The following is a 26,019-nucleotide window of genomic DNA, read 5'->3' on the forward strand; positions in this document are numbered from 1 at the left end:
GCCAGGGATCTCAGCAGGTGGAATGCGCGCAGTCTAAGCCCTTAGCTTGCTAATTAACAAGTTGGTACATAATTTTATGAGGCTGATTGTCGCAGGGCTGAACGTGCGATGGTGTGGCTAAAAGTCTAGATCAGGTATCGAAAAAAGCATTAAACGGCGTGTTCAGGTGGGGTATGCAATATGCGTTGATACTTTGGTCGAGTATGCACACGCACGCCGGTGCGGCTGAGCAGTTCAACGACACGTTCGGCGCCGGTGTCGTCGCAAGGGGGCAGGGCAGCCAGCGCGCTGCTTGACCCGCCCGGCTGTTTGTAAGAACTTTCCGAGATTTGGTGGGCGGACAGCAAATGGACAAACTCCTGGCGATGAAGATGTTCGTGACCACTGTCGATGCCCAAGGCTTTTCCGCCGCTGCGCGCAGGCTTGGGCTGGCGACATCGTCGGTAACCCGCCTGGTCGATGCCCTGGAAACAGCGTTGGGTGCCACGTTGCTCAACCGCTCGACGCGCCAGGTCAGCCTGACCGAAGCCGGCGCCCGTTACTATGAGCGCGCCCGGGGCATTTTCGAGGCGCTGGACGAAGCCGATGCCAGCGTTGCCGACCGCGGCGAGGAACCTGTCGGTGTCTTGCGGCTGTGCCTGCCGGTGGAGTTCGGCAGGCGGGTCATCGCTCCGTACCTGGGGCCCTTTCTGGCGCAGCACCCGGCACTGGAACTGGATATCGACCTCAGTGACCGGCTGGATGACCTGCTGGACGGGCGTTATGACCTGTCGATCCGCCTGGGCGACCCTTCGCCCAATGACGAACTGGTGTGCCGCCAACTTGGCCGCTTCGAGCGTTGGTTGGTGGCCAGCCCGGCGTACCTGGCCGAGCGGGATACGTTGCAGCATCCTCGGCAGTTGCTGGAGCACGCCTGCCTGCGCTTTCGCTATGGGCAAAAAGCACGACCCTGGCGCCTGGTGCGTGGCCAGGACAGCCTGGAACTGGATGTAAGCGGGCCTTTGCGCAGCGCCAATGCCGACATGTTGCGTGAAACTGCACTCGCGGGCAGCGGCATTGCGCTGCTCGCCGACTGGCTGGTGCGCGAGGACGTGCTGGCCGGGCGCCTGCTTCGGGTGTTCCCCGACTGGCGAGCCAGCCCCGGCACGGCCAATGACAGCATTAACGCCTTGTACCTGCCCAACCACCGCGGTTCGCGGCGGGTGAATGCCTTTATAGACTTTTGCGAAAATTTGCTGAAGCACGGCGCTTAGCGTTGCGCAGTGCGCAAAGCCGCATTGCGCCATCCCTGGATTCTCGCCAACGACGTGCATGGGTAAGGTAGCCGGCATAGACCACCCCTTGTCGAGGAACCCCGCATGAATCCCTCCCTTGCCGCCGCGCAGCCCGCAGCCAACAGCCTGAGCCGGGCCTTGGTAGTACTGCTGGCGTTCTGCTGCGGCGCGATCGTTGCCAACATCTACTACGCCCAGCCTATCGTCGGTTTGATTGCCCCGGACCTGGGGCTGTCCACCGAGCATGCCAGCCTGATCGTTTCGCTCACCCAGTTGGGTTATGCCCTGGGCCTGCTGTTGCTGGTTCCGCTGGCTGACCTGCTGGAAAACCGCCGACTGATGGTCGCCACCGCTGTGCTGGCCTGCGTCAGTCTGCTGCTGGCAGGGACCAGCAGCAGCGGCCAGGGGCAGCTGTTCCTGGGCTATGCGCTGTTGATCGGGTTCAGTTCGGTGGCGGTGCAGATGCTCATCCCGCTGGCGGCGCACCTGGCGCCGGAGCAGCAGCGCGGCCGTGTGGTCGGTAACATCATGGGCGGGTTGTTGCTGGGTATCCTGCTGGCGCGGCCGTTGTCCAGCCTGGTGGCCGACCACTTCGGCTGGCGCGCGGTGTTCATTGGTGCTGCCGGGGTGATGCTGGCGATCATCCTGCTGCTGGCCCTGACCCTGCCGCAGCGGCGGCCGGAACACAAAGCCAGTTATGCCGGTTTGATGCTGTCGTTACTCACCCTGTTGCGCCGCTATCCACTGCTGCGCCAGCGTTCGTTGTACCAGGCACTGATGTTCGCAGCGTTCAGCCTGTACTGGACGGCGGTGCCCATGGCGCTGGCAGGGGAGCATGGCCTGTCGCAGAGCCAGATCGCCGTGTTCGCCCTGGTGGGCGCGGTGGGGGCCGTTGCCGCGCCCTTGGCTGGCCGCCTGGCAGACGCCGGGCATGCGCGGGCCGGATCGCTGCTGGCGCTGCTGCTGGCGCCGGCTGCCTTGTTGCTGGGCTTGACGGCGCCGGGCTACAGCGTGATCGGCCTGGGCCTGACCGGGGTGCTGCTGGACTTTGCGGTGCAGATGAACATGGTCATCGGCCAGCGCGAAGTCTATGCCCTGGACCCGGCCAGCCGCGGTCGGCTGAACGCGGTGTACATGACCAGCATCTTTCTGGGTGGGGCGCTGGGGTCGGCGGTGGCCAGTGCGCTGTTCAGCCAGTTTGGCTGGCAGGGGGTTGCGCTGGTGGGGGCTGCGTTACCGGGTGTCGCGTTGATCGCTTTTCTGGCCAAAGCTCCCCGAGCTTGAATGGCATGCGGTCCCTGTAGGAGCGGCCTTGCGTCGCGATAGGGGCGCGAAGCGCCCCCAAATTCCTGGAATCATGCAGAATCGCCGGGGCCGCGTTGCGGCCCTTTCGCGACGCAAGGCCGCTCCTACAAATTGTGCATATCTGTCCCCGTGTTATCGGCTTAGCGGCAACGCCACACCAATCAAGGCAAACAGGCTGCCGCAGCAGCGGTTGAAACCTTTGCCGCCCTTGGCCAGCCACGGCCGAACGCGAAAGGCCAGGCGCGCCAGCAGGTACTCGACCAGAAACTCGACGCTGGCAAAGGTCGCCGCCATCACCACGAACTGCAGCATCAGCCCGCGTTGCGGGTCGATGAACTGCGGCAGAAATGCGCCATAAAACAGCAGCACCTTGGGGTTGGCCATGGCCGACAACAAGCCTTGGCGGAACAGGCCAGCATTGCCAAGCCGCGCGCTGCGTTCGGTCAATTCCAGGTGCAGGCCGGGGCTACGCCACAGCTGGATACCCAGCCAGACCAGGTACGCGCCGCCTACCCACTTCAGCACACTCAACACCGAGGCCGAGGTTTGCAGCAACGCGCTGAGACCGAACATGGCCAGGGCGATAAGCGCGCTGAAGCCGACCACGCCGCCAACAATGGTGAACAAAGTGCGGCGGGCGCCATACAGGGCGCCATGGGTCAGTGCCAGCAGGCTGTTTGGGCCAGGTGTCAGTGACAGGCCGATGCTGGCCAGCAGGTAGATAAGCCAGGTGTCGAGTGCCATGGTGGTTGCAGCCTTGGTGATGGAGAGGGTGCCAGTCTATGGCGCGATGCTGCGTCAGCAAGGGTATGATCTGGACATTGAATAGTCGTTTCTGGACGCAATGCCATGCTGCCTGATCTCCGCCTGCTGATCCTGCCGTTACCGGATTTCGCCCTGCTGCCATTCGGCGGTTTTCTCGACAAATTGCGCTTCAGCGCCGACGACGAAGACTACAGCCAGCAGCGCTATTGCAGCTGGACCGTGGCAGGGCTCACCCTCGACCCGGTACCCTCAAGCAGTGGGGCGGTGGTGCAGGTCGAGGCGGTGGCCGGCCAGCTTGAACTGGCCAGTTTCGACTACCTGGTGGTGTTCGGCGGGCGCAACGCCATGGCTACAGCTGCTTTGGCGCCGCGCTACCAAAGCTTGCTCAGGCAGGCTGGCAAAGCCGGGGTCAAGCTGGTGGGGGTCGACAATGGCGCCTTCCTGCTGGCCGCTTGTGGGTTGTTGCGGGGGCATAAGGTGGTCGTGCATTGGCGTCACGAAGCTGAGTTTCGTGCAGCGTTCCCACAGTTGCAGGTGCTGCGCGATCAACTTTATTGCATCGACGCAAACCGTATCACCTGTGCTGGCGGCACAGCGGCCATCGACCTGGCAGTGGCGCTGCTGTCGCAAGCCTGTGGGCGCACCCGGGCGCTCAAAGGGCTGGCGGACATGCTGGTGGACGAAACCCGCGACAGTCGTCATGCCTTGCGTTCGCTGGAGCTGAGCGTGGGCCAGGGGCGCCAGGTGCAGCGGGCGCAGGCCTTGATGCGTCACCACTTGGGCACCCCGCTGGCGATAGAGCAACTGGCCGGTGAACTGGGTATCAGCCGACGCCAGCTGGACCGGCAGTTCCAGGCCAGCCACGGCATGAGTGCCAAGGCCTGGTGGCTGGAGATGCGCTTGCAGCAGGCGCGCTGGCGCTTGCTGAATTCCAGCCACAGCCTGGCGCAGATTGCCGACGAAGTAGGGCTGGGCGACGCCAGTTACCTGGGTAAACGGGTACGGCGGCGGTTTGGCTGCACAGCCTTGGCGTTGCGGGCAGCCAGGCACCCGGCTTACTGCGGCGTCCCGAACAACCCTGTCCAGTAGATCCCGGCATCGCTTTTCGGGTCCACGGCGTAGGCAGCGCCCAGCTCACGGAACTCTGGGTTCATCAGCGTGGCGCAATGCCCGGGGCTCTGTAGCCAGCCATCTACCACCTTGTGTGCGGTGTCACGCCCGGCGGCGATGTTTTCGCCGACTTGCTGGTACAGGTAGCCAGCCAGCTCCGCCCGGTCACCGGGGGTGCGGCCATCCTTGTCGATATGGTCGAAGAAGTTCTGGTTGGCCATGGCCCGCGTGTGGTTGGCGGCGGCCCCGGCCAGTACCGTGCTCCAGCTCAGTGCGGGGGCTGCTGCGTATGGCTGGCCGCCGCATTGGCGCGGTACCTTGCGCGCAGCGTTGATCTCTTGCAATACCTTCTGCCCCTCGGCCTGCCAGTCGCCCAGGCGGCCGCTGAGCAGCGGCCGGGCCAGCACGATGCGCCAGTCGCGGCCCTCCTGGCTGACGCCGATATCGACGAACTGCGGGTCGAGTACCACCTGGCAGAAGCTTTCTTCAATAGCGTGCATGGCCGCGCGCGCATCGCGAGGCCCCGACAGGCTGATGGCCTGGACGTTGACCATGGGGTAGGCGGCTCGCGTCATGGCCTGCTGCAGGTCACGGGTGCCCTCTGGCGACAGCGCCAGGCGGGTGTCGCTGTTGAGCGGCGGCAGCTCCAGCGACGCCTCGCCACCGCAAGGCTGGGCCTTGCTGCGGTAGACATTGATCGAATCGATCAGTTGCGCCTCTTCGCCGGTGACAGCCAGTGCCCCGGTCGAGACGACCAGGCCCAGCGACAAGGCGGCAACGGATGACAGGACGCGCATGTGGATCTCCCTATGACTGGCAGCGTCGTGGTATGCGCTGCTCATCCTACACAAGCCCGGGGCTTTTGGCCCCTGGCGGGTGCAAAGCAATGAAAACGCCGGCAATCGTTGCTGGCGGCAAAAGAGGGAGTAGACCACTGGTCGGCGGAAAAGTGCGACCACTTGGTAATCATTCGTAACATCGACTAGAAACAATACTCAAACGCCAGTAATTCCCAGCCTGCCAGGAAGGCCAGTACCCACCTGATCGGGAGCCTTCCATGGCACGGTATCAATCGACCTTTCTTGCTGTCTGCTGTTCCGTTGCGTTCAATGCCCAGGCCGCCGAGGGTGTCGTCGAGCTGGATGCCACCGCCGTCAATGCCGAGGCCACACGGCCCAAGGGCGAGCCACCGGAGCCTTTTGCCGGCGGGCAGGTAGCCCGGGGCGGGCAGATGGGTATCCTGGGCAACCAGGACATGATGGATGTGCCATTCACCATGACCAGCTATACCTCGCAGCTGATCGAGGACCAGCAGGCTGAAGACATTGGTGACGTGCTGCTCAACGACCCGTCCGTGCGCCAGTCGTTTGGCTTCGGCAACCAGTCACAGGTGTTCGTCATACGCGGCCTGCCGCTCAATGGTGATGACGTAGCATTCAATGGCCTGTACGGCGTACTGCCGCGGCAGATGATTTCCACTGATGCCATCGAGCGAGTGGAAGTGCTGAAGGGCCCCAATGCCTTCCTCAACGGTGCCAGCCCCACAGGCACCGGCCTGGGTGGCAACGTCAACCTGCAACCCAAGCGTGCCGGTGACACACCCACGCGGCGCTATACCCAGGACATCAGCAGCGATGGTCGCCTTGGCGAACACCTGGACATCGGCCAGCGTTTCGGCGAGGACAACCGCTTTGGCGTGCGCCTGAACCTGTCGCAGCGCGAAGGTGAAACCGCAGTGGATGACCAGCACCAACGCAGCAAGCTGTTCATCGTCGGGCTCGATTACCGCGGTGACAGCTTTCGCCTGTCCACCGACATCGGCTACCAGAAGCAACGCGTCAACCACATGCGCAACAGCGTGCGGCTGGGGGCCGGCCTGACCGATATTCCGCGTGCACCGGCTGCCGACCATAACTACGGTCAGGACTGGTCATGGACGGAAACCGAGGACACCTTCGGCATGGTCCGTGGTGACTACGACTTCAACGACAACTGGAGCGGCTACCTGGCCGGTGGTATCAAGCACACCCACGAGAACGGCTTCTACGGTACGCCGATCCTGACCGATGCGGCCACCGGCGATGCCACCATCGCCGGCTCTGAAATCCCCCACAATGAAGACAACACCACGTTGATGGGCGGCATCAATGGTCGTTTCCAGACTGGGCCGGTCAGCCACCAGCTCAACCTCGGCGCGGCCAGCATCTGGACCCAGCAGGAAAACGCCTTTGTCTTCTACAACTCGCAAGCCACCAACATCTACCACACCGACCCATTGCCAAGGCCGACCACGCCGACCTTTACCGGCGGCAAGCTGGGCGACCCGGGGGTTACCGGCAAAACGCGCAACCGCAGCCTGGCGGTGTCCGACACGGTAGGCCTGTTCGACGACACCCTGCTGATCACCTTGGGCGTGCGCCGTCAGCAGCTGCGGGTAGAGGGCTACGCCTACGATGGCGAAGGGCCGGATCTGGGGCGCAACGCGTTCTACGACGAGTCGGTCACTACGCCGGTGTATGGCATTGTCTACAAGGTCAATCCGTCGATCTCGCTGTATGCCAACCGCATCGAAGGCCTGGCTCAGGGCGCGACGGCTTCCGGGCAGGGTATCGTCAACGTGGGTGAAGTGTTCCCGCCCGCGAAGACCAAGCAAGTGGAAGCGGGCGTCAAATTCGACTACCAGACGTTCGGCGCCAACCTGGCGGTTTTCCGCATCGAGCGGCCCACTGATGGCTTTGTCCAGGGCAATGTGTTTGTCCAGGATGGCGAGCAGGTCAACAAGGGCATCGAGCTGAGCGTGTTCGGCGAACCGTTGCAGGGGCTGCGCCTGATGGCGGGCGGCACGCGCATGGATACCGAGTTGAAGAACACCCAGAGTGGCGCTGACGACGGCAACCATGCCGTCGGGGTGCCCACCTTCCAGCTCAACGCCAGTGTCGATTGGGATGTGCCGGGTTTGCAGGGCGTGGCCGTCAACGCCCGCATGCTGCGCACCGGCGGCCAGTATGCCAACCCGTCCAATACCCTTAGTCTGCCGACCTGGAACCGCTTCGACGTGGGCGCACGTTATAGCTTCAAAGTACAAGACAAAGCCGTCACGCTGCGCATGAACGTGGAAAACCTGACCGACAAGAACTACTGGGCATCAGCCAATGGCGGCTACCTGACCCAAGGTGACCCACGGCTGGTCAAGTTTTCGGGCACCGTCGATTTCTGATTCACCGCGCCAATGCCTGGTTCGGTTTGTAGAACAGAAAGTGCGTGGTCTGTGCAGTCTTGCGGTAGGCCTTGGCCCAGTCGGGGTGCACCGTGCGGTCGTGGAAATACAGTGCACCGCCGGTTGGGTCTTTCAATTGCTGGTTGAGCGCCTTGCGTGCGATCTCCTTGGCGACATCGTAGCGCTGCGCTTCTTCGACCTGGTCCGGGCGCCCGTCGCACCACCAGGAAAACTGGCAGGCCTTGGTCTCCACGCCCTGTTTGACCACGCCGCAGATGGTGTCGGGGAAGCCGTCATGCCCCAGGCGGTTCAGCACCACGCTGGCCACGGCCGACATGTCTTCGGCATCGGCGCCTTTGGCTTCCCAGTAGATGGTGCGGGCCAGGCAGGTGATACTGTCGTCCAGTGGCGCCTGGCCGGCCGGGTCGACCGCCTGGGCTTCGCTTGAGGTCAGTTTTTCTGCTTTTTTCGGCGGCGGAGCATCGTTGACTACCTTCTCCTCCAGCACTGCGGCTTTGTCTTCAGCGACCGCGGCCTTGGCTGTGTCGGCTGCGTGCAAGGGGCCTGCGAGCAGGGCCGAGGTCAAGCTGATCACTATCCAGGCAAGGCGCATGACAACGCTTCCGAGTGGGGGGTGCTTCTCAGTCTAGCCAAGCGTAAGCATTAGTACCAAAGGCAGGGTTGCGGCGGCGGCTACGGTCTGCAGGGCAATGATGGTGGCCATCAGGGGGGCGTTGCCTCCCATTTGCCTGGCCATCACATACGAGGACGAAGCGGTGGGCAAGGCCTGGAACAGCACTGCCACAACCGCTGCCTGACCACTCAGGCCAAGCACGCGGCACAGGCCCCAGGTGGTCAAGGGCATGACCAGGAACTTGAACATCGACGCTGCCATCAGCGGACGCACCTGCTGGCCCAGGCGTGCCCCTCCCAGCGCCGCGCCCACGCACAGCAGGCCCAGCGGCAGGGCGGCCTGGCCCAGTGCCTTGACCGTGGGTTCGATGCCTGCCGGCAAGCCCAGCCCCGTTACCCGCAGCAGCAGCCCACCCGCACAACCAACGATCAGCGGGTTGGCGAAGATTGCCCGCAGCACCGTGGCTGCAGAGCTGTGGCGGGCGCTGAACCGGGCGAACACCAGCACGCAGAGGAGGTTGACCAGAGGCACGATGGCGGCATTGGCCACTGCCGCCAGGGCGATGCCGGCGCTGCCGTAGATACCGGCGGCCAGGGTGGCACCGATGTAGTTGTTGAAGCGGATGCCGCCCTGAAAGACTGAAGTGAAGTCCGCGCCGTCGTGGTTGATCGCGCCCTGGTACAGCACCAGCAGTACGGCGCCGGCCAGGGTCGAGAGCATCAGCACGCCGACCATGCCCAGCACCGGTACCCCATCAAGGTTCGCGGTGGCCAGACCGTGCAGGAACAGCGAGGGAAGCAGTACGTAATAGCTCAGCCGTTCGGCGCCGGGCCAGAAGCTCTCGGCAAGAAAGCCGCGCAGGCGCAGGAAAGTCCCCAGGGTAATCAGCAGGATGATCGGGAGCAGGGTGGTCAGCAGCAAGTGGAGCATGATCGACGTTCCGTGGTCGGGTACGTGTACAGACTACGGGCGCTAAAGGGTTTGTAAAAACGTTGTTTTCTGCACTGACCGTTGAGAAAAAATGCATGGTGTAGGCATTACGCGGTCCCTGTGGGAGCGGGCGCGTCGAGGCGTCGAACCGCCGCGAAGAATCCAACGCGATGGATGGCACCGGCTGCGCCGGTGTTCGCGGGCGCGCCCGCTCCCACAGAGGTCCTGCTAGAACACGCAGTAATGTGCAACTACGCCTCTAGCGCAGTCTTCAGCACCGCACTCAAATGCCTGCGCTGGCTTTTTTCATGCTCCAGCAACACCACACGCCGGGTCAGTTGGGGCTCGCCAAATGGCAGGCAGGTGGCCGGAGGCAGGCGTTTCAGGTCGTCGTCTGCCATGGGGATGATTGCCACACCCAGGCCCATCACGGCCATGCTGGCCAGGGCTTCCTGGCTGTCCAGTTCCATCTGCTCGCTCACCTGCAAATGCTGGCGGCGCAGTTCCTGCTCGATCTGCCGCCCGGCCCAGGCACGCTTGTCGAAGCGCAGGAACGGTTGACTGGCAAGCAGCTCCGGCACGCTGTGCCCGGCCAGTTCAGGGCTGGCGATGGCCCAGAAGCGGTCCTCGAACAGCGGTGTGAAATCCAGGCTCTGTGGGTATGGGCTGACTGGCTCGGTGGTGATCGCCGCATCCAGCTCACCGTCTTCTACGCGGCGTGCCAGTTCCGCCGACATGCCCGAGGCCACGCTGATGTGCAATTGCGGGTGGTTGGCCTTGATCCACACCAGCGCCTTGGGCAGGCGCCGCGCCAGCACGGTATGGATCGCCCCCAGGCGCAGGCGGCCGCGCAGGCCAGGGCCGCTGGCCAAAGCGTCGGCCAGTTCGTCGTAGCCAGCCAGAATGTTCTCGGCGCGGGCCACCGCCAGCTGGCCTGCTTCGGTCAGCACCACCTGCCTGCGGCTGCGGTCGAACAAGGTGACCTGCAACTCGTCTTCAAGGGTCTTGATGTGCAGGCTCACCGCCGACGGGGTAAGGCTGAGCAGGTCGGCGGCGCGGGCGAAGGTGCCGTGGCGGGCGATGGTCACCAGGGTGCGCAGGGCTTTGAGGGACATGCAGGCGGGTCCAGGGTTGAGCGGTCAGTGCTGCATTGTCAGGCCCGGCCGTTTCGCAGCACAAGACGCCTCAGCGCGCATTGCGCCCATACGCCTGGCTGATTCGGTCGATCACCATGGCCAGGGCGACGATCGCCAGGCCGGCCTCCACCCCCTGGCCGACATTCAGCGTCTGGATGCCTGACAGCACATCCTCACCCAGCCCGCGGGCACCAATCATCGATGCCACCACCACCATCGACAAGGCCATCATCACCGACTGGTTCAGCCCGGCCATGATGCTCGGCAGCGCCAGTGGCAGGGCAATACGCCGCAAGCGCTGCCAACGGCTGGCGCCCAAGCCGTGTGCGGCCTGCAGCAGCGAAGGGTCGATCTGGCTCAGGCCCAGTTCGGTCAAACGCACCAGTGGCGGCAGGGCGTAGATCAGCGTGGCGAACACGGCGGGGACCTTGCCCAGCCCAAACAGCATCAGCACCGGGATCAGGTAAACGAAGGCCGGCAGCGTCTGCATTACATCCAGTACCGGCAACAGCACCCGCTTTGCCAGTGGCCGGGAGGCCAGCAGTATGCCCAGTGGCACGCCCACCAGCACGCACAGGCCGGTGCTCACCAGTACCAAGGCCAAGGTTTGCAGCAGCTTGTCCCACAGCCCGAGCATGCCGATCAGGGCCAGCAACGCCACCAGCCCCGCGCTGCGCAGCAAGCTACGGCTGGCGTGCCAGGCCAACAGGCCAACCAGCAGCAATAGTAGCCACCACGGCAGCAGGCGCAGCAGGCTCTCCAGGCCGACCAGCAGTTGCAGCAACTGCTCAGACAAGGCGCGCAAGTGATCGCCGTAATTCAGCACCAGCCAGTCCACCAGCCTGTTTACGCTGTCAGCGAACGAAAACTGCAGGGCTTGGGGAAACCCGTTGCTCACAGGCTGCCCTCGACCTTGGCAGCAACGTCTGCCGGCAGCCAGGCTTTCCACACGTCGTGGTTGCTACGCAGGAAGGCGAGGGCGGCCTCGCGCGGTGGCGTGCGCTTTTCGCTCATGTCGGCCAGCGCCCTGTTAAGCCGATCGATCGGCAGGTCGACCTGCTCGAATACCGCCACCAAATCCGGGTAGCCTTCACGGAAGGCCTTCGATACACCGATCGACAGCTTCGCCGGCAGTGAGCGGCTGCCTTTGGGGTTGGGGTTGCCGGCATCCGTCAGGGTCGCCCAGGCCTGGGCATCGAACGGTGGCTCTTCCAGGCGGATGAGTTTGTATCTCCCCATCAACGGGGTCGGGTTCCAGTAGTAGAACAGCACCGGCTGGCCACGGCGGATGGCCGAGCCGATTTCGGCATCCATGGCCGCACCGGAGCCGCTGCGAAAGTTGATGTACAGGTCATTCAGGCCATACGCCTTGAGTTTCTGGCTGTTGACTGTTTCCGAGGTCCAGCCGCTAGGGCTGTTCAGAAAACGACCCTTGTCGGGTGACTCAGGGTCACGAAAGACCTGCGGATAGCGCTTGAGGTCGTCGACGCTACGCAACTCGGGCGCCAAAGGCTTCAAGTTGCGGGCAGCGTCGCCTTCGATCACGTACGCGGGTACCCACCAGCCTTCTTCGGCATGCTTGACCGTGTCGCCCAATGCGAACACCTGGCCTGCCTGCTCGGCCTTGACCCATGCAGGGCTGCGGCCGGCCCACTCTTCGGCAATCACCTGGAGGTCGTTGCGGGCCAGTGCCACTTCCATGCTGACGGTGCTGCCGGGCAGGGTATCGGTGGTGTAGCCATAGCCGCGCTCCACGATCAGCCGGAGGATTTCCGTGGTAAGGGCGCCGCTTTCCCAGCCAATGGCACCGAAGTGGATCGGTGGGCGTGGCTCTGCAGATACCGCGCTGTCGGTGCTGGCCAGGCCTACGGCCAGCAGCAGGCCGGCCAGTAGCGTTGAAAGTTTTTTCATCCAGACCTCGTCGTTTGCCGCGCCTTGGGGGGTGTGGCAAGTGTAGACGACGAGGTGTTGGCGGGACTCAGGGCCGCACGCGGCGGCCCCCGTTCAGCTCAGACGCGGAACTGGTCCATCAGCGCCTGCTGCTGGTTAGCAAGGCTGTTCAAGGACTGGCTGACACGCGCAGACTCATTGGCCTGCCCCGATAGCGATTCGGTGACATCACGAATGGTTGCCACATTGCTGTTGATCTCTTCGGCCACGGCGCTTTGCTCTTCGGCGGCCGAGGCGATCTGCAGGTTCATGTCGGTGATCACCGTCACAGCCTGGCCGATACGCTGCAGCGCAGTCACGGCCTGGCCAACCTGTTCGACACCCCCCTGGGCCTGGCGGTGGCTGTTGTCCATGGCACCGACCACTTCGCGGGTGCCGTCCTGCAAGGCCTCGATCACCTGGCGGGTTTCTTCCACCGATTCCTGGGTGCGTCTGGCAAGGTTGCGGACTTCATCGGCAACCACGGCGAAGCCACGACCGGCTTCACCCGCGCGGGCTGCCTCGATGGCGGCGTTGAGCGCCAGCAGGTTGGTCTGCTCGGCAATCGAGCGGATCACTTCCAGCACCGAACCGATCTTCTCGCTGTTCTGCGCCAGGCCTTCAACTTCGGCCATGGCGTTGCTCATGTCGGCGGCCAGGGCATCGATGCTTTGGGTGGTGCGGTCGATTACCGCCAAACCTTCGCGGGTCGCCTGGTCGGCATCGCGGGCGGCCTGGGCGGCCTGGGAAGCGCTGCGTGCCACGTCCTGGGCGGTGGCGCTCATTTCGTGCGAGGCCGTGGCCACCTGGTCGACCTGGCGGTATTGCTGCTCCATGCCGGCGCTGGTTTGCGTGGCGATTGCCGAGGACTGGTCGGCGGTGCCTCGGGCAGCCTGCACCGAGCGTTTGACCTCGGCGATGGTCGGTTGCAACTTGTCGAGGAAACGGTTGAACCAGCCGGCCAGTTCGCCCAGCTCATCCTGCTTCTGATAAGTCAGGCGGCGGGTGAGGTCGCCTTCGCCGCTGGCGATGTCCTTGAGCATGGCAGCCACGCCAAGGATCGGCCGGGTAACGCCGCGGGCCATCAGCCACACCATCAGCAGACCGGCAATGGCCGCCGCCAGGCCCAGGCCCAGCTCCAGCAGGGTGCCGCTGGTGTTAAGCGTGTCCAGTTCCTGCTTCAGTTTCTCGGCAGGCCCCGTCAGGGCATTTTCCGGCACATCCAGCAGCACACCCCAGGGTTGCGCGTCGGGGATCGGCCGGAACGCGGCCAGCACTTTCAGGCGCTGCTGGTCGTGCAGGATGGTCATCTTGCCACCGGCCAGTTTGCGTACCAGCTCGGCGCCCTTGGTTGGGTCCACCTGGTCGAAGCGCTGGGCCAGTTTGCTGGCATCGGCGCTGTAGCCGGCCAGCAGGCCGACCGGGCTGAGGATACCGACCGTGGTGCGGCCCTCGTACAGGCTGCGGCTGGCCTCTTGGCTCAGGGCCTGCAGGCTGTTGAGGTTGATGTCGATGGACAGGGTGGCAATGATCTTGCCGTTGACGGCCAGCGGGAAGACGATGCTGGTCATCAGCACCTGTTGGCCATCGATGTCATAGAAGTAGGGCTCCACCACGCACACCTTGGCGGTCGTACGCGGGCACACCCACCAGGTGTTGGCTGGCTGGCCACTGGGCCCGATTTCGGTGTTGGCCATGTCATGTTCGGGCAGCGCCATGGCGGTTAGTTGGCCGGCGCGGGGCTGCGACCAGTACAGGGCAAAGCGCCCGGTTTCGTTGCTGCCCAGCTCCGCCTTGCCGGCGAACAGGCTGTCCTTGCTGTCCAGCGCGTTGGGTTCGAACACCAGCGACAGGCCAAGCAGGTCGGGGTTGGCCTGCAGGGCGGTGCGCACCTGGTGTGTCATGTCTTCACGCAGGTCAAAGGCGTCGAGGTAGCGCTTTTCAGCCTGCTCGCGCAGGAACAGCACCTGGCGGGCAAAGCCGGCGCCGTACTGGTAGGCGTCCATGAACTGGCGACGGATGTTCAGCGCCTGCACTTCACCCTGCGACTCGATGCGCGATTGCGCCGCCTCGGTCAGCATCTGCATGCTGCTGGCCTTGACCAGGTCCGAGCTGTGGTCCATGCGGTACAACGACAGGCCGACGAGCAAGGTGACGATGCCAGCCAGACAGAGACCGGCGAGCAGGGTGATCTTCCACTGGATGGAAAGTTGGCGCAAAGGCATGGGGGCGGATCCCTTTTCTGGGGGAGTAAGGGTTATGGCTTTTTTGGCAGGCTGGGGGCTTGGCTGAAGATCTTTGTCGTTTGTGAGACCGAGCGCCGCCCGCGCGGCGCATCGCGAGCTGCGCTCGCTCCCACGTTAGTTTCGGGCCAGTGACGCCTGTGCCAGCCGCGCGCGACCGCCTTGTATGTACGACGCAAAATCGAGCCGTGCGCCAAGGCGTTCGCGCGCAAATCGGACAGGCATAATTGGCCCGAAACAAACGTGGGAGCGAGCGCAGCTCGCGATGCGCCGCGCGGGCGGCGCTCGGTCTCACAAGCGACAAAAATCTCCAGCCAGGCACCCTTAGCCCAACACCTTATCGGCCCACTCCATTTTTTCTTTATTCAAACGTTCAATTTAATTTTCGGATTCGCTGCAAGGCATTGGTAATCCGCCGCAACATGGCGCTTTTGACATCTGCAGCCCACTGCTTCAGAGTGCGCGCTTTTTTCTGTCGTAATGAGGTAAGCCAACCATGAATGCAGTGATCGCCGCGGTCGGTATCATGCTGATACTCAGCCTGTCCCGTGTTCACGTGGTCATCGCCCTGATCATCGGTGCCCTGGTCGGTGGGCTGGTGGGCGGCCTGGGCATCGAGGGCACGCTCAAGGCGTTCAACGGTGGCCTTGGCGGTGGCGCCACGGTTGCCTTGTCTTACGCACTGTTGGGCGCTTTCGCCGTGGCCATTGCCAAGTCCGGCCTGGCCCATGCCTTGGCAGACCGTGCACTGGCCATGATCGATCGCCAAGGCCAAGCCAATGGCGGCAAGGTCAAATGGCTGATGATCGGCTTGATGCTGGTGGTGGCGGTGTCGTCGCAGAACATCCTGCCCATCCACATTGCATTCATTCCGCTTCTGGTCCCGCCGTTGCTGTATGTACTGACCCGCCTGCGCATCGACCGCCGGCTGATCGCCTGCGTGATCACTTTCGGCCTGATCACCCCGTACATGTTCCTGCCGGTGGGCTTCGGCAACATCTTTCTCAACGAAATTTTGCTAGCCAATGTCGCCCGTGCCGGCGTCGACGTAAGTGGCGTCAATGTCACCCACGCCATGGCCATCCCGGCTGCAGGTATGTTGGCCGGCCTGCTGCTGGCGGTATTCATCAGCTACCGCAAGAAGCGTGACTACGACCTGGCGCGCATCGAGCAGGTGGAGCAGGTGAGCGTGCAGTACAACCCGCTGACGCTGCTGGTGGCGGGACTGGCAATTGGCGCTGCGTTCATCGTCCAGTTGTTGCTGAATTCGATGATCATCGGTGCCATGGTCGGCTTCCTGATTTTCTCGCTGTCCGGCATCGTCAAGTGGAAGGACACCGACGACCTGTTCACCGAAGGCATGAAGATGATGGCCATGATCGGCTTCATCATGATTGCCGCTTCAGGTTTTGCTGACGTGCTGAAGGCCACCGGTGAGGTGAAAAGCCTGGTGGAAACCTCGGCCCAGTGGATCGACCACAGCAAGGGTATCGGGGCTTTGCTGATGCTGCTGGTGGGCCTGCTGGTGACCATGGGTATCGGTTCGTCGTTCTCTACCGTGCCGATTCTGGCAGCGATCTTTGTGCCACTGTGTGTGCAGCTGGGCTTCGACCCGCTGGCCACCGTGTGCATCGTCGGTACTGCCGGTGCCTTGGGGGATGCGGGCTCGCCGGCTTCAGACTCGACCCTGGGGCCGACCTCGGGCCTGAACGTGGATGGCCAGCACCATCATATATGGGACACCGTGGTACCGACCTTCATCCACTACAACCTGCCATTGCTGGCGTTCGGGTGGGTGGCGGCCATGACGTTGTAAGGGGCGAGGGTGTCAGCCCTTGTCAGGCGGCGGCGAGATGCGGTTGAGCACGGTGCTGCCGTCCTTGCTGCGGGTCAGGTAGATCGGCAGCACCTTGGGCAGGTTGTTGACCAGGCGGGCTACCTCACGGGTGTTGTAGATACCACTGATGCGGATACGGCCGGTGCTGGCATCGGCCAGTTGCAGTGGCGCGTCGAGGTAGCGGTTGATCACGGGCAGCGCCTGCTCCAGGCTCAGGTTGTCGAGCACCAGCTTGCCACTGCGCCAGGCCAGGCTGTTGCCGTAGTCGTCGCTCTGCTCCAGCTGCGGCTCGAAATCGCCTTGATGATAGCTGGCCTGCATCCCCGGGCCCAGGCGATAGCCACCGGCGCTGCCGTCGCTGGTTACCAGCACCGAGCCTTCCACCAGGGTGACCTTTACCTGGTCCTGGTACTTCCACACATTGAACTGGGTGCCGGTGACGCGGGTCTGGCCACGCCCGGCGTGCACGATGAACGGGTGGCTACTGTCGTGCTGCACCTTGAAGAACGCCTCGCCGCGCGTGAGCTTGACCTGGCGCTCGTCTTTGTAGTTGAGGTAGGTCAGCTCGGTGTGGAGGTTGAGCTGTACCGAGCTGCCGTCGCTCAGCTCCACGGTCTGCATGCGGTCGCCGGCTTCGAAATGCTGGTAGTGGTTGGGCAGCCAGCCTTGCTCCCAGCCCACCCAGCCGGCCAGCGGCAGCACGGCCAGGGCGATGGCGGCGGCAGATGCCAGCGGCCGCCAGCTGTGTGGGCGTGAAGGTTGACGGGTGGGCGGGTTGAATTCGACGACGGTGGCGTTGCGTGGCAACAGGTCGGCGGTTTGCCAGATTTCCAGCATCGCCTGGTATTCCTCGGCATGCCGCGGGTCCGCCGCCAGCCAGCGGGCAAACGCCTCGCGCTCGGACGCCGTGCAATCTTCGGCATGCAGGCGCATGCACCAATGCGCGGCGGCGTCGGTAATGGCATCGTCAGGGCTGGAATTGAGGCGGTCGTGGTTCATTGCGGCTCCGGGTTTTGCGCATTCTACCCTTGCAGAAGGGCCCCCGAGAACCGGCGTAATGGCGAATGACTATCAGTTGTGACGGTTTTTCGTCGGATTTGCAACGGTTTTTCCGCGTCTGAGAACCCTTCGCGTACGCATTTACAGGTTGAAATCGTCGGGGTTGCTTCACAAGTCATCGCGACAGCCAGAAAATATGAAATTGTACATAGCTAGCTAATCAAGGCTTTGACATTCACTGCCTAGGCAGTAATATTTATACACAATTGTCCGAGCTGCCTCCGATGGCCCATTTCTCTCCCGAAAACTTTCAAACCTGCGCCATCGGCATGCTGCTTGGCCGCGCGGCAATCCTGAAGGACCGCATTCTCGATTGGCACCTCGAATCAGAGGGCGTCACCGCCGCGCAGTTCAAGGTATTGATCATCGTCACCCAGTACCAGGTGGATACCCCGGCCGAGCTGTGCCGCTACCTGGGCCTGGACAGTGGCTCGATGACCCGCATGCTCGACCGGCTCGAGCAGAAGGAACTGATTGTGCGCAACCGCTGCGCCGACGACCGCCGCCTGGTGCGCCTGGCGCTTACCGCCGATGGCCAGCGCCTGGCCGACCGCCTGCCGGAGATTGGCGCAGCCGCCATGAACGAGTTGTGCGGCGTGCTGGCACCCGAAGAGCTCAAGGCTCTTGAAGGTTTGCTGGCCAAGGTGCTGCTCGCTGCCGGCGACCCGTTGACGATCCGCCGCTTTGGCGACCGTTGAACCCTGTCACGAATTATCCAAGGTATTGTCATGGCCACTCCCGCAGACTCCCCGACTCCCTCCGCCGTGCCCGAGCCGTCGCGCAAGCGCAAGGCCTGGCTGCTTGGCCTGTTGTTGTTGCTGATCCTTGGAGGTATTGGCACCTGGGCCTGGTACAGCTTGGTCGGCCGCTGGCATGAAAGCACCGACGATGCCTACGTCAACGGCAACGTGGTGGAGATCACCCCGCTGGTCACCGGCACTGTCACCAGCATTGGTGCCGATGACGGCGACCTTGTGCATGCCGGCCAGGTATTGCTGCAGTTTGACCCGGCCGACAGCGAGGTAGCCCTGCAGTCTGCCGAAGCCAAGCTGGCGCGCAGCGTGCGCCAGGTACGCGGGTTGTACAGTAATGTCGACTCGCTCAAGGCACAGTTGGAAACCCGGCAGGCAGAACTGCGCAAAGCCCAGCAGGACTTCAACCGGCGCAAGGTGCTCGCTGATAGCGGGGCGATTGCTGCCGAAGAGCTCTCTCACGCTCGCGATGACCTGAGTGTGGCCCTTGCCGCCGTCAACAGCGCACGTCAGCAGCTCAACACCAGTAGCGCGCTGGTCGATGACACCGTGGTTTCCTCGCACCCGGAGGTGATGGCCGCCGCTGCCGACCTGCGCCAGGCCTACCTCGACCACGCCCGTACCACACTGGTGGCACCGGTTACCGGTTACGTTGCCAAGCGCACCGTGCAGCTGGGCCAGCGCCTGCAGCCGGGCACCGCGACCATGGCGGTAATCCCGCTGGACCAGGTATGGATCGACGCCAACTTCAAGGAAACCCAGCTGCGGGAGATGCGCATCGGCCAGCCGGTGCAGATCAGCGCCGACCTGTACGGCAGCGAGGTCAAATACAGCGGCACGGTTGACAGCCTCGGCGCCGGTACAGGCAGTGCCTTCGCCCTGCTGCCGGCACAGAACGCCACTGGCAACTGGATCAAGATCGTCCAGCGCGTCCCCGTGCGTATTCACCTGAGCCCCGACCAGCTCAAGGACCACCCACTGCGCATTGGCCTGTCCACTGTGGTGGAAGTCGACTTACACGACCAGAGCGGTCCGGCCTTGGCCCAGCAGCCCCCACAGCAGGCCAGCTACACCACCCAGGTGTACGACCGTCAGCTGGTCGAGGCCGACAACCTGATCGCCCGGTTGATCCACGAAAACAGCGCAACCGGCAAGACGGCCCAGCGATGAGCAACAACGCTGCTGCCCAGTTCACGCCACCGAGCCTGCTGCTGACCACCATCGGGCTGTCGCTGGCGACGTTCATGCAGGTGCTCGACACCACCATTGCCAACGTGGCATTGCCGACCATTTCCGGCAACCTGGGGGTGAGTTACGAGCAGGGCACCTGGGTCATTACCTCATTCGCGGTGAGCAATGCCATCGCCTTGCCGTTAACGGGCTGGCTCAGCCGGCGGTTTGGCGAAGTGAAGCTGTTTATCTGGGCCACGCTTTTATTCGTGCTGGCCTCGTTCCTGTGCGGTATTGCCCAGTCGATGCCGGAGCTGGTCGGTTTCCGGATACTGCAGGGCGTGGTTGCCGGGCCGTTGTATCCGATGACCCAGACCTTGCTGATTGCCGTCTACCCCCCCGCCAAACGGGGCATGGCCCTGGCGCTGCTGGCGATGGTCACGGTGGTGGCGCCGATTGCCGGGCCGATTCTGGGGGGCTGGATCACCGACAGTTACAGCTGGCCGTGGATCTTCTTCATCAACGTGCCCATTGGCCTGTTTGCCGCCGCCGTGGTGCGCCAGCAGATGCGCACCCGGCCGGTGGTCACCAGCCGACAGCCCATGGACTACATCGGTTTGCTGACACTGATCGTCGGTGTCGGGGCTTTGCAGGTGGTGCTCGACAAAGGCAACGACCTGGATTGGTTCGAGTCGTCGTTCATCATTGTCGGCAGCATCGTTTCGGTAGTGTTCCTGGCGGTATTCGTGATCTGGGAACTGACTGACCGCCACCCCGTGGTCAATCTGCGCCTGTTCGTTCACCGCAACTTTCGCGTCGGCACCATTGTGCTGGTCGGGGGCTATGCAGGGTTTTTCGGCATCAACCTGATCCTGCCGCAATGGTTGCAGACGCAGATGGGCTATACCGCCACCTGGGCGGGCCTGGCGGTGGCACCGATCGGCCTGCTGCCGGTGATCATGTCGCCGTTCGTGGGCAAGTACGCGCACCGCTTCGACCTGCGGGTGCTGGCGGGGCTGGCGTTCCTGGCGATTGGCACCAGCTGCTACATGCGAGCAGGCTTCACCAGCGAGGTGGACTTCCAGCATGTAGCCCTGGTGCAGCTGTTCATGGGTATTGGTGTGGCGTTGTTCTTCATGCCGACCTTGAGCATCCTGTTGTCCGATTTGCCACCAGACCAGATAGCCGATGGTTCGGGGCTGGCGACTTTCCTGCGTACCTTGGGCGGGAGTTTTGCCGCATCGTTGACCACCTGGATCTGGATTCGCCGGGCGGACCAGCACCATGCTTATCTCAGCGAGAACATCAGCCAGTTCGACCCTGCGACGCGGCATACGCTTGAGCAGTTGGGCGGGGCTAACCCGCAGAGTTATGCGCAGCTGGAACAGATACTCAATGCCCAGGCCTACATGATGTCGACGGTGGACTACTTCACCTTGATGACCTGGGTGTTTGCCGGGTTGATCCTGTTGGTGTGGTTCGCCAAGCCACCTTTCACTGCCAAGGCAGGGCCGGCATCGGCGGGGCATTGAAACGATGAGGCGAACGGCTCGGGATGCTGGGTGAGGCGGACATCGAGCGCCTCCCGCGGGGCGCGCTCGATACCTTCATCATCGGTTTGGCCAAAGAAGTGGCAGGCGAGGGCGTATGCGTCAATTCACGCCTCAAGCATTTGGCTGACGCGCGTTGCCAGTGCTGGCAGGGTGAACGGCTTGGTCAAGACACTCATGCCCTCTTCCAGGGTGCCATCCCCAAGCACGGCGTGCTCATCGTACCCGGTGACGAACAAGACCTTGAGGCCCGGGTAAGACAAGCGCAGCCTGTCAGCCAATTGTCGCCCGTTGATCCCCCCCGGTAACCCGACATCGCTGATCAGCAGGTCGGGCCGGGGGTGGCCGGCCATCCCGGCAAGCGCCATGGGGCCGTCTTCGAACACCTTGACCCTATGCCCCAGGTCATGCAGCGCTTCTGCAATGACCAGGCGCATGGCGCCTACGTCTTCCACCACGACGATTTCGCGCACGGAGCTTGCAGCAAGGGACGGCGCTGGGGTTTCCGGGCCGGGTAAGCGTGGGACTGGTTGCGCATGATGCCGTGGCAGAAACATGCTCACCCGCGTCCCCTGGCCCTGTGCCGACTCGATTTGCAACTGCCCGCCTGACTGGCGCACGAAGCCGTACACCATCGACAGACCAAGCCCGGTACCTTGGCCCAAGGGCTTGGTGGTGAAAAACGGGTCGACAGCCCGCGCCCGAACATCATCTGCCATCCCGCGCCCGTTGTCCTCAACGCTCAGGCACAGGTATTCGCCAGGTGCCAGGTCCAGTGGTTGGGCGCGGTCTGCAGGGATTGACAGATTATCCAGCGTTATCCGTATCCTGCCTCCGGCAGGGAGGGCATCGCGTGCGTTGATGCAAAGATTGAGCAGCGCACTTTCAAGCTGTGGCGGGTCAATGCGCACGGTCCACGCCGCCTCATTGGGGCTGCAGCCGAGCGTGATGTGTGGGCCAATCGTGCGGCTGATGAGCTCCAGCATGCCACTGACCAGCGTTGAAACATTCGTCGAACAGGGTTGCAAGGTCTGCTGGCGGGAAAATGCCAGCAACCGGTGAATAAGCGCGGCAGCCCGGTGCGCGGCATCGTGCGCACTGCCCAGCAGCGCAGGAAGCGTGGCTGTCTGGTGTTCGTCGGTCACCCTGCACCTGGCAAGCTCAAGCGCGCCAAGCACGCCACCGAGCAGGTTGTTGAGGTCGTGGGCAAGCCCCCCGGTCAACTGGCCGACCGCTTCCAGCTTTTGCGCCTGCTGCAGGGCTGCTTCGGCTTTCTGGTGCTTGGCCACTGCGTGTGCGACGCGTTCCTCCAGGTCTTCGTTCAGGGCCCGTAGTGCGTCTTCAGCTTGTTTGCGGGCAGTCACATCACGAAAGATTACTGCGACAAGGTGATCCTCGGCCGGTTCGATCCGGATCGCTGCCAAGCCCAGGCAACGGTCGGTAGCGAGCAGCTCATGTTCGAAGTACAGCGGTTCTCCAGTGCGCTCCACGGTGCCGAAATAATTCAGCCAGACCTGCGCCTCCTCAGGAATTACCTCTCGCAACCTACGGCCCACCACATGGGTGAGCCCGGCATGGCGACAGTAGGCCGGGTTGGCCATCAGGTGAACGTAGTCACTCAGACGGCCATGGGGGCCGTCAACGAACTGGATGATGCAGAAGCCTTCTTCCATGTTCTCAAACAGGAACCGGTACCGATCCGCCTCTTGCATGCGTTGGGCAATGCTGGCCAGAGCGGATTGCAGCTGGTGATTGTGTTGTTCGAGGTACGCAATTCTTTCGTGCAGGCGTTGCAGCTCTTCGGCGCCTGCCAACGCGCAGTCATTGCTCATCCTTGGCGCTCCGTGTCTACAGGCCATTGAAGGTGGGTTTGGTAAGCACGCGGGAGTGCTGCAGGCCGGTCAGGTCGCGGTGGGGCATGGCGACATTCCAGATAAGTATCAGTCAGACTTTACTGTGGCAGGCCCTAGAAGGTATAGCTGTTCATTGTGGCGAATGCAGGTTAGCCAGCAGGTTTTCGATTTGCTGGGTCAGTGACGCCAGGGTGAATGGCTTGTACAGCACGCTACAGTGCTTCGATGCTGTAACGCCTACCTGATCAGTGCTGTAGCCGGTCATGTAAAGCACCGCCACTCCTGCGGGAAGCGCTGCGGCCAACCGCCTGCCGTCGATGTCGCCCGGCAGGCCGATATCAGTGACCAGCAGGTCAGGCCGCAAGCCAGCCTGAAATGCATCCAGTGCGCTGCGTCCATCGACAAATGTGCGCACGTCGTGCCCTAGTTCTTCCAGTATTTCTTCGACCACCAGCCGCAGGTTTGCCTGGTCTTCCACAAGCATGATCAGGCGAGGTGTGCATCGAGGTTTGTCTGGCGTGGGCTTGTCAGGCGCAGGCGGCGTCACTGTTGCCTCGTTATCTCTGGGCAGGTACAGGTCGACACGGGTCCCATGCCCCGGCTCGCTGGTGATCTGCAATTGCCCGCCGGACTGGCGGATGAAACCGTAGACGATCGAAAGCCCGAGGCCCGAGCCCTGACCCAATGGTTTGGACGTGAAGAATGGCTCCAGTGCGCGCTGGGCTACGTCGGCGGGCATGCCAATGCCGTTATCGCTGACACAGATCTGCAAGTAGTCACCCGCCAGCAGGTCCAGTACGCGGGCGCGTGCTTGATCCAGTCGGGTGTTCGCACAACGGATACACAATTGGCCACCCGATGGCATGGCATCACGGGCGTTGATGCACAGATTGAGCAAAGCGCTTTCCAGCTGCGGAGGATCAGCGGCTATCAGCCATTGGCCGGCCATGGTCTGGTCAACGAAGTCGATGCCTTCATGCAGCGAGCTCTTGATCAGGTCGTGCATGCCGGCCACCAATTGATGCACGTCTGTGGTTTGCGCAATCAAGGTTTGCTGGCGTGAGAAGGCCAGCAGGCGTTGTACCACCGAAGCGGCGCGCTGGGCGTCCTGTCGGGCGATGGCCAGCAGCCGTGTGGTTTCCGGGTAACGGTTTTCGGCCAGGCGTTGGGCGGCCACTTCCAGCGCTGCCAGGATGCTGCCCAGCAGGTTGTTGAAATCATGGGATATACCGCCGGTCAACTGGCCGACGGCTTCCATCTTCTGGGACTGGCGCAAAGCGTTTTCGATTTCTCGCAGGCGCTCCTGCTCTGCGACGCGCTCCGTGATGTCGTAGGCAAAGAGGTAGCCGCCCTGGATGCGCTGCTGAGCGTCACGCAAAGGGTTGTAGCGCAGTTCGTAGTGACGCAATGCTTGCGGGGTACCCAGGACGATGGTCTCGACGAATGCCTCGCCCGCCAGCACGCGAGGCCAAACCGGCTCCAGTTGGCGCCTGATATCCGGCTGAAGTGACAGGAACTGCGGAATGTAATCACCGACCTTGGGTACGAAACCGCGCAGGCGCTTGAAAGTTTCTTGTGCTGTGCGGTTGATCGCCAGCAGCCTGAAGTTGCGGTCGGCCGCGAAGACATTGGCCAGGCTGTGGTCGACCAGCTCGCCAAGCAGCCGCAACTCAGCATTCTGCGCCTCAAGGTCCAGCAGTTTTTCCTGTAGCTGCTCTATGCAACCTGGGGTGTTGTCTTGGGACATGCTGGCTATCCTGCCTGCGAGTCCGGCAACTATAGCTGGCCTTCGACAGCTTTACCTCAGAATGAGCGAATGATCCTTCCAAGGGTTTCCATCGCCCGTTCGGCGCCGTCATGCCAAGGGCTGCCGTAGTTCAGGCGAATGCAATTACCGAAGCGCCGGGTGGGCGAAAAGATCGGCCCAGGGGCGATGCTGATGCCTTGCGCCAAGGCCATGTGGAACAGCTTGAGGGCGTCCATCTGCTCGGGCAACTCCAGCCACAGGAAGTAGCCGCCGGAAGGCTGACTGACCCGTGTCTGTGCCGGAAAGTGGCGGGCGATGGCCGCCAGCATGTTGGCCTGCTGGCCCTCCAGGGCGTAGCGCAATTTGCGCAGGTGGCGGTCATAGCCGCCGTGTTGCAGGTAGTCGGCTATCGCTGCCTGCGCCGGCATCGAGGCGCACAGCGAGGTCATCAGCTTCAGCCGCTCGATCTTCTGCGCAAAGCGCCCGGCCGCCACCCAGCCGATGCGGTAACCGGGTGCCAGGCTTTTGGCGAACGAGCCGCAGTGCATGACCAGGCCTTGGGTATCAAAGGCCTTGGCCGGTTTGGGCGCCTGTTGCGCGTAATACAGTTCAGCGTACACGTCGTCTTCGATCAACGGCACCTGGTGACGCGCCAGCAGTTCAACCAGCGCCTGTTTCTTCGCCTCTGGCATGCTCGCACCTACCGGGTTCTGGAAGTTGGTCATGCACCACACGGCTTTCACCGGGTGCTTTTCCAGCGTCTGCGCCAGTACCCCCAGGTCCATGCCTTCGCGTGGGTGCACGGGGATTTCCACCGCCTTGAGTTTGAGCCGCTCCAGCACTTGCAGGCAGGCATAGAAGGCGGGCGCCTCGATCGCCACCAGGTCGCCCGGCTGGGTAACCGCCTGCAGGCACAGGTTCAAGGCTTCCAGTGCACCATTGGTGATCAGCAGCTCCTCCATCGGTAGCATCAACCCACCGACCATGTAGCGCAGGGCAATCTGCCGGCGCAGCTGTGGGTTGCCGGGCGACAGGTCGGTCACCACCATGCGCGGGTCCATGCTGCGGCTGGCGCTGGCCAGCGAGCGCGACAGGCGTTGCAGCGGGAACAGTTCCGGGCTGGGGAAGGCCGAGCCGAACGGGATGGTGTTGGGGTCTTTGATCGAGTCGAGTATCGAAAACACCAACCCGCTGACATCGACGTCAGTGGACTCGCTGACCGGTTGCAATGCCTGTGGCTCGCTGAACTGGCGCGGGGCGTGGGCGTTGACGAAATAGCCCGAGCGCGGCCGGGCACGGATCAGCCCCCGGCGCTCCAGCAGGTAATAGGCCTGGAACACGGTGGACGGGCTGACCCCGTGGGTCTGGCTGGCGTAGCGTACCGAAGGCACGCGTTGGCCGGGGCCTAGCACCCCGGAGCGGATCAGTTCGGCAATGTCGTCGGCGAAGCGTTCGTAGCGTTTCATTCTGGCCTTCTGTCGAAGCCTGGCAGGCAAGGTGGAGTCAGT

General features: G+C 63.1%; 20 protein-coding genes. 8 read left to right on the forward strand and 12 right to left on the reverse strand.

Annotated features, from left to right (window positions below):
• Positions 1-347 precede the first annotated feature (347 nt).
• Entirely contained in the window at positions 348-1,253 is a 906-nt protein-coding gene (locus P0Y58_14785) for a LysR family transcriptional regulator (protein WEK28175.1), read from the forward strand.
• Positions 1,254-1,358: 105 nt separating this feature from the next.
• Entirely contained in the window at positions 1,359-2,558 is a 1,200-nt protein-coding gene (locus P0Y58_14790) for an MFS transporter (GenBank protein ID WEK28176.1), read from the forward strand.
• A gap of 153 nt (positions 2,559-2,711) precedes the next feature.
• Here the strand turns inward: P0Y58_14790 and P0Y58_14795 are convergent, their stop codons facing one another.
• On the reverse strand, positions 2,712-3,323 hold the full coding sequence (locus tag P0Y58_14795; protein ID WEK28177.1) for a LysE family transporter: 612 nt from the start codon (positions 3,321-3,323) through the stop codon (positions 2,712-2,714).
• Between the two features lie 105 nt (positions 3,324-3,428).
• Here P0Y58_14795 and P0Y58_14800 point away from each other — a divergent pair, with 105 nt between their 5' ends.
• The gene (locus P0Y58_14800; GenBank protein WEK28178.1) at positions 3,429-4,433 is read left to right on the forward strand and encodes a helix-turn-helix domain-containing protein; all 1,005 of its coding nucleotides are present in this window, start codon (positions 3,429-3,431) and stop codon (positions 4,431-4,433) included.
• Here P0Y58_14800 and P0Y58_14805 read toward each other — a convergent pair.
• Complete coding sequence (locus P0Y58_14805) at positions 4,400-5,251, reverse strand: CAP domain-containing protein (GenBank protein WEK28179.1); 852 nt, start codon at positions 5,249-5,251, stop codon at positions 4,400-4,402. The two genes, P0Y58_14800 and P0Y58_14805, sit on opposite strands and share 34 nt — an antisense overlap.
• Before the next feature lie 260 nt (positions 5,252-5,511).
• Here P0Y58_14805 and P0Y58_14810 point away from each other — a divergent pair, with 260 nt between their 5' ends.
• Positions 5,512-7,671, forward strand: coding sequence for a TonB-dependent siderophore receptor (locus P0Y58_14810; GenBank protein ID WEK28180.1), 2,160 nt, complete (start codon positions 5,512-5,514; stop codon positions 7,669-7,671).
• Position 7,672: 1 nt separating this feature from the next.
• Here the strand turns inward: P0Y58_14810 and P0Y58_14815 are convergent, their stop codons facing one another.
• The 6 genes from P0Y58_14815 to P0Y58_14840 form a co-directional block, all read right to left on the reverse strand.
• Positions 7,673-8,284: a cell wall hydrolase gene (locus tag P0Y58_14815; protein ID WEK28181.1), complete on the reverse strand. Its 612-nt coding sequence runs from the start codon at positions 8,282-8,284 to the stop codon at positions 7,673-7,675.
• Positions 8,285-8,317: 33 nt separating this feature from the next.
• On the reverse strand, positions 8,318-9,235 hold the full coding sequence (locus P0Y58_14820; GenBank protein ID WEK28182.1) for an AEC family transporter: 918 nt from the start codon (positions 9,233-9,235) through the stop codon (positions 8,318-8,320).
• 251 nt (positions 9,236-9,486) lie between these two features.
• On the reverse strand, positions 9,487-10,350 hold the full coding sequence (locus P0Y58_14825; GenBank protein ID WEK28183.1) for a LysR family transcriptional regulator: 864 nt from the start codon (positions 10,348-10,350) through the stop codon (positions 9,487-9,489).
• Positions 10,351-10,420: 70 nt separating this feature from the next.
• Entirely contained in the window at positions 10,421-11,269 is an 849-nt protein-coding gene (locus tag P0Y58_14830; protein ID WEK28184.1) for an ABC transporter permease subunit, read from the reverse strand.
• The gene (locus tag P0Y58_14835; protein ID WEK28185.1) at positions 11,266-12,282 is read right to left on the reverse strand and encodes an ABC transporter substrate-binding protein; all 1,017 of its coding nucleotides are present in this window, start codon (positions 12,280-12,282) and stop codon (positions 11,266-11,268) included. Before P0Y58_14835 ends, P0Y58_14830 begins: the two co-directional genes overlap by 4 nt.
• Before the next feature lie 98 nt (positions 12,283-12,380).
• A complete protein-coding gene (locus P0Y58_14840) occupies positions 12,381-14,525 on the reverse strand; it encodes a methyl-accepting chemotaxis protein (protein WEK28186.1) in 2,145 nt (714 codons plus the stop codon).
• 514 nt (positions 14,526-15,039) lie between these two features.
• Here P0Y58_14840 and P0Y58_14845 point away from each other — a divergent pair.
• Positions 15,040-16,359, forward strand: a complete 1,320-nt coding sequence (locus P0Y58_14845) for a Na+/H+ antiporter NhaC family protein (protein ID WEK28187.1) — start codon at positions 15,040-15,042, stop codon at positions 16,357-16,359.
• 12 nt (positions 16,360-16,371) lie between these two features.
• Here P0Y58_14845 and P0Y58_14850 read toward each other — a convergent pair whose 3' ends face one another.
• A complete protein-coding gene (locus tag P0Y58_14850) occupies positions 16,372-17,379 on the reverse strand; it encodes a FecR family protein (protein WEK28188.1) in 1,008 nt (335 codons plus the stop codon).
• Positions 17,380-17,663: 284 nt separating this feature from the next.
• Here P0Y58_14850 and P0Y58_14855 point away from each other — a divergent pair, with 284 nt between their 5' ends.
• The 3 genes from P0Y58_14855 to P0Y58_14865 are packed head-to-tail and all read left to right on the forward strand — an operon-like array spanning position 17,664 to position 20,893.
• Positions 17,664-18,137, forward strand: coding sequence for a MarR family transcriptional regulator (locus P0Y58_14855; protein WEK28189.1), 474 nt, complete (start codon positions 17,664-17,666; stop codon positions 18,135-18,137).
• Positions 18,138-18,167: 30 nt separating this feature from the next.
• Positions 18,168-19,361: an HlyD family efflux transporter periplasmic adaptor subunit gene (locus P0Y58_14860; GenBank protein WEK28190.1), complete on the forward strand. Its 1,194-nt coding sequence runs from the start codon at positions 18,168-18,170 to the stop codon at positions 19,359-19,361.
• Positions 19,358-20,893, forward strand: a complete 1,536-nt coding sequence (locus P0Y58_14865; protein WEK28191.1) for a DHA2 family efflux MFS transporter permease subunit — start codon at positions 19,358-19,360, stop codon at positions 20,891-20,893. The genes P0Y58_14860 and P0Y58_14865 overlap by 4 nt, the downstream gene beginning before the upstream one ends.
• Before the next feature lie 125 nt (positions 20,894-21,018).
• Here the strand turns inward: P0Y58_14865 and P0Y58_14870 are convergent, their stop codons facing one another.
• From P0Y58_14870 to mapR, 3 genes are all read right to left on the reverse strand, one after another.
• The gene (locus tag P0Y58_14870) at positions 21,019-22,743 is read right to left on the reverse strand and encodes an ATP-binding protein (protein WEK28192.1); all 1,725 of its coding nucleotides are present in this window, start codon (positions 22,741-22,743) and stop codon (positions 21,019-21,021) included.
• A gap of 151 nt (positions 22,744-22,894) precedes the next feature.
• Positions 22,895-24,511: an ATP-binding protein gene (locus tag P0Y58_14875; GenBank protein WEK28193.1), complete on the reverse strand. Its 1,617-nt coding sequence runs from the start codon at positions 24,509-24,511 to the stop codon at positions 22,895-22,897.
• A gap of 56 nt (positions 24,512-24,567) precedes the next feature.
• Entirely contained in the window at positions 24,568-25,977 is a 1,410-nt protein-coding gene (gene mapR, locus P0Y58_14880) for a GntR family transcriptional regulator MpaR (GenBank protein ID WEK28194.1), read from the reverse strand.
• Positions 25,978-26,019: the final 42 nt, after the last annotated feature.

Origin of the sequence: Candidatus Pseudomonas phytovorans (genome assembly GCA_029202525.1) — a bacterium.
GTDB classification, from domain to species: domain Bacteria; phylum Pseudomonadota; class Gammaproteobacteria; order Pseudomonadales; family Pseudomonadaceae; genus Aquipseudomonas; species Aquipseudomonas phytovorans.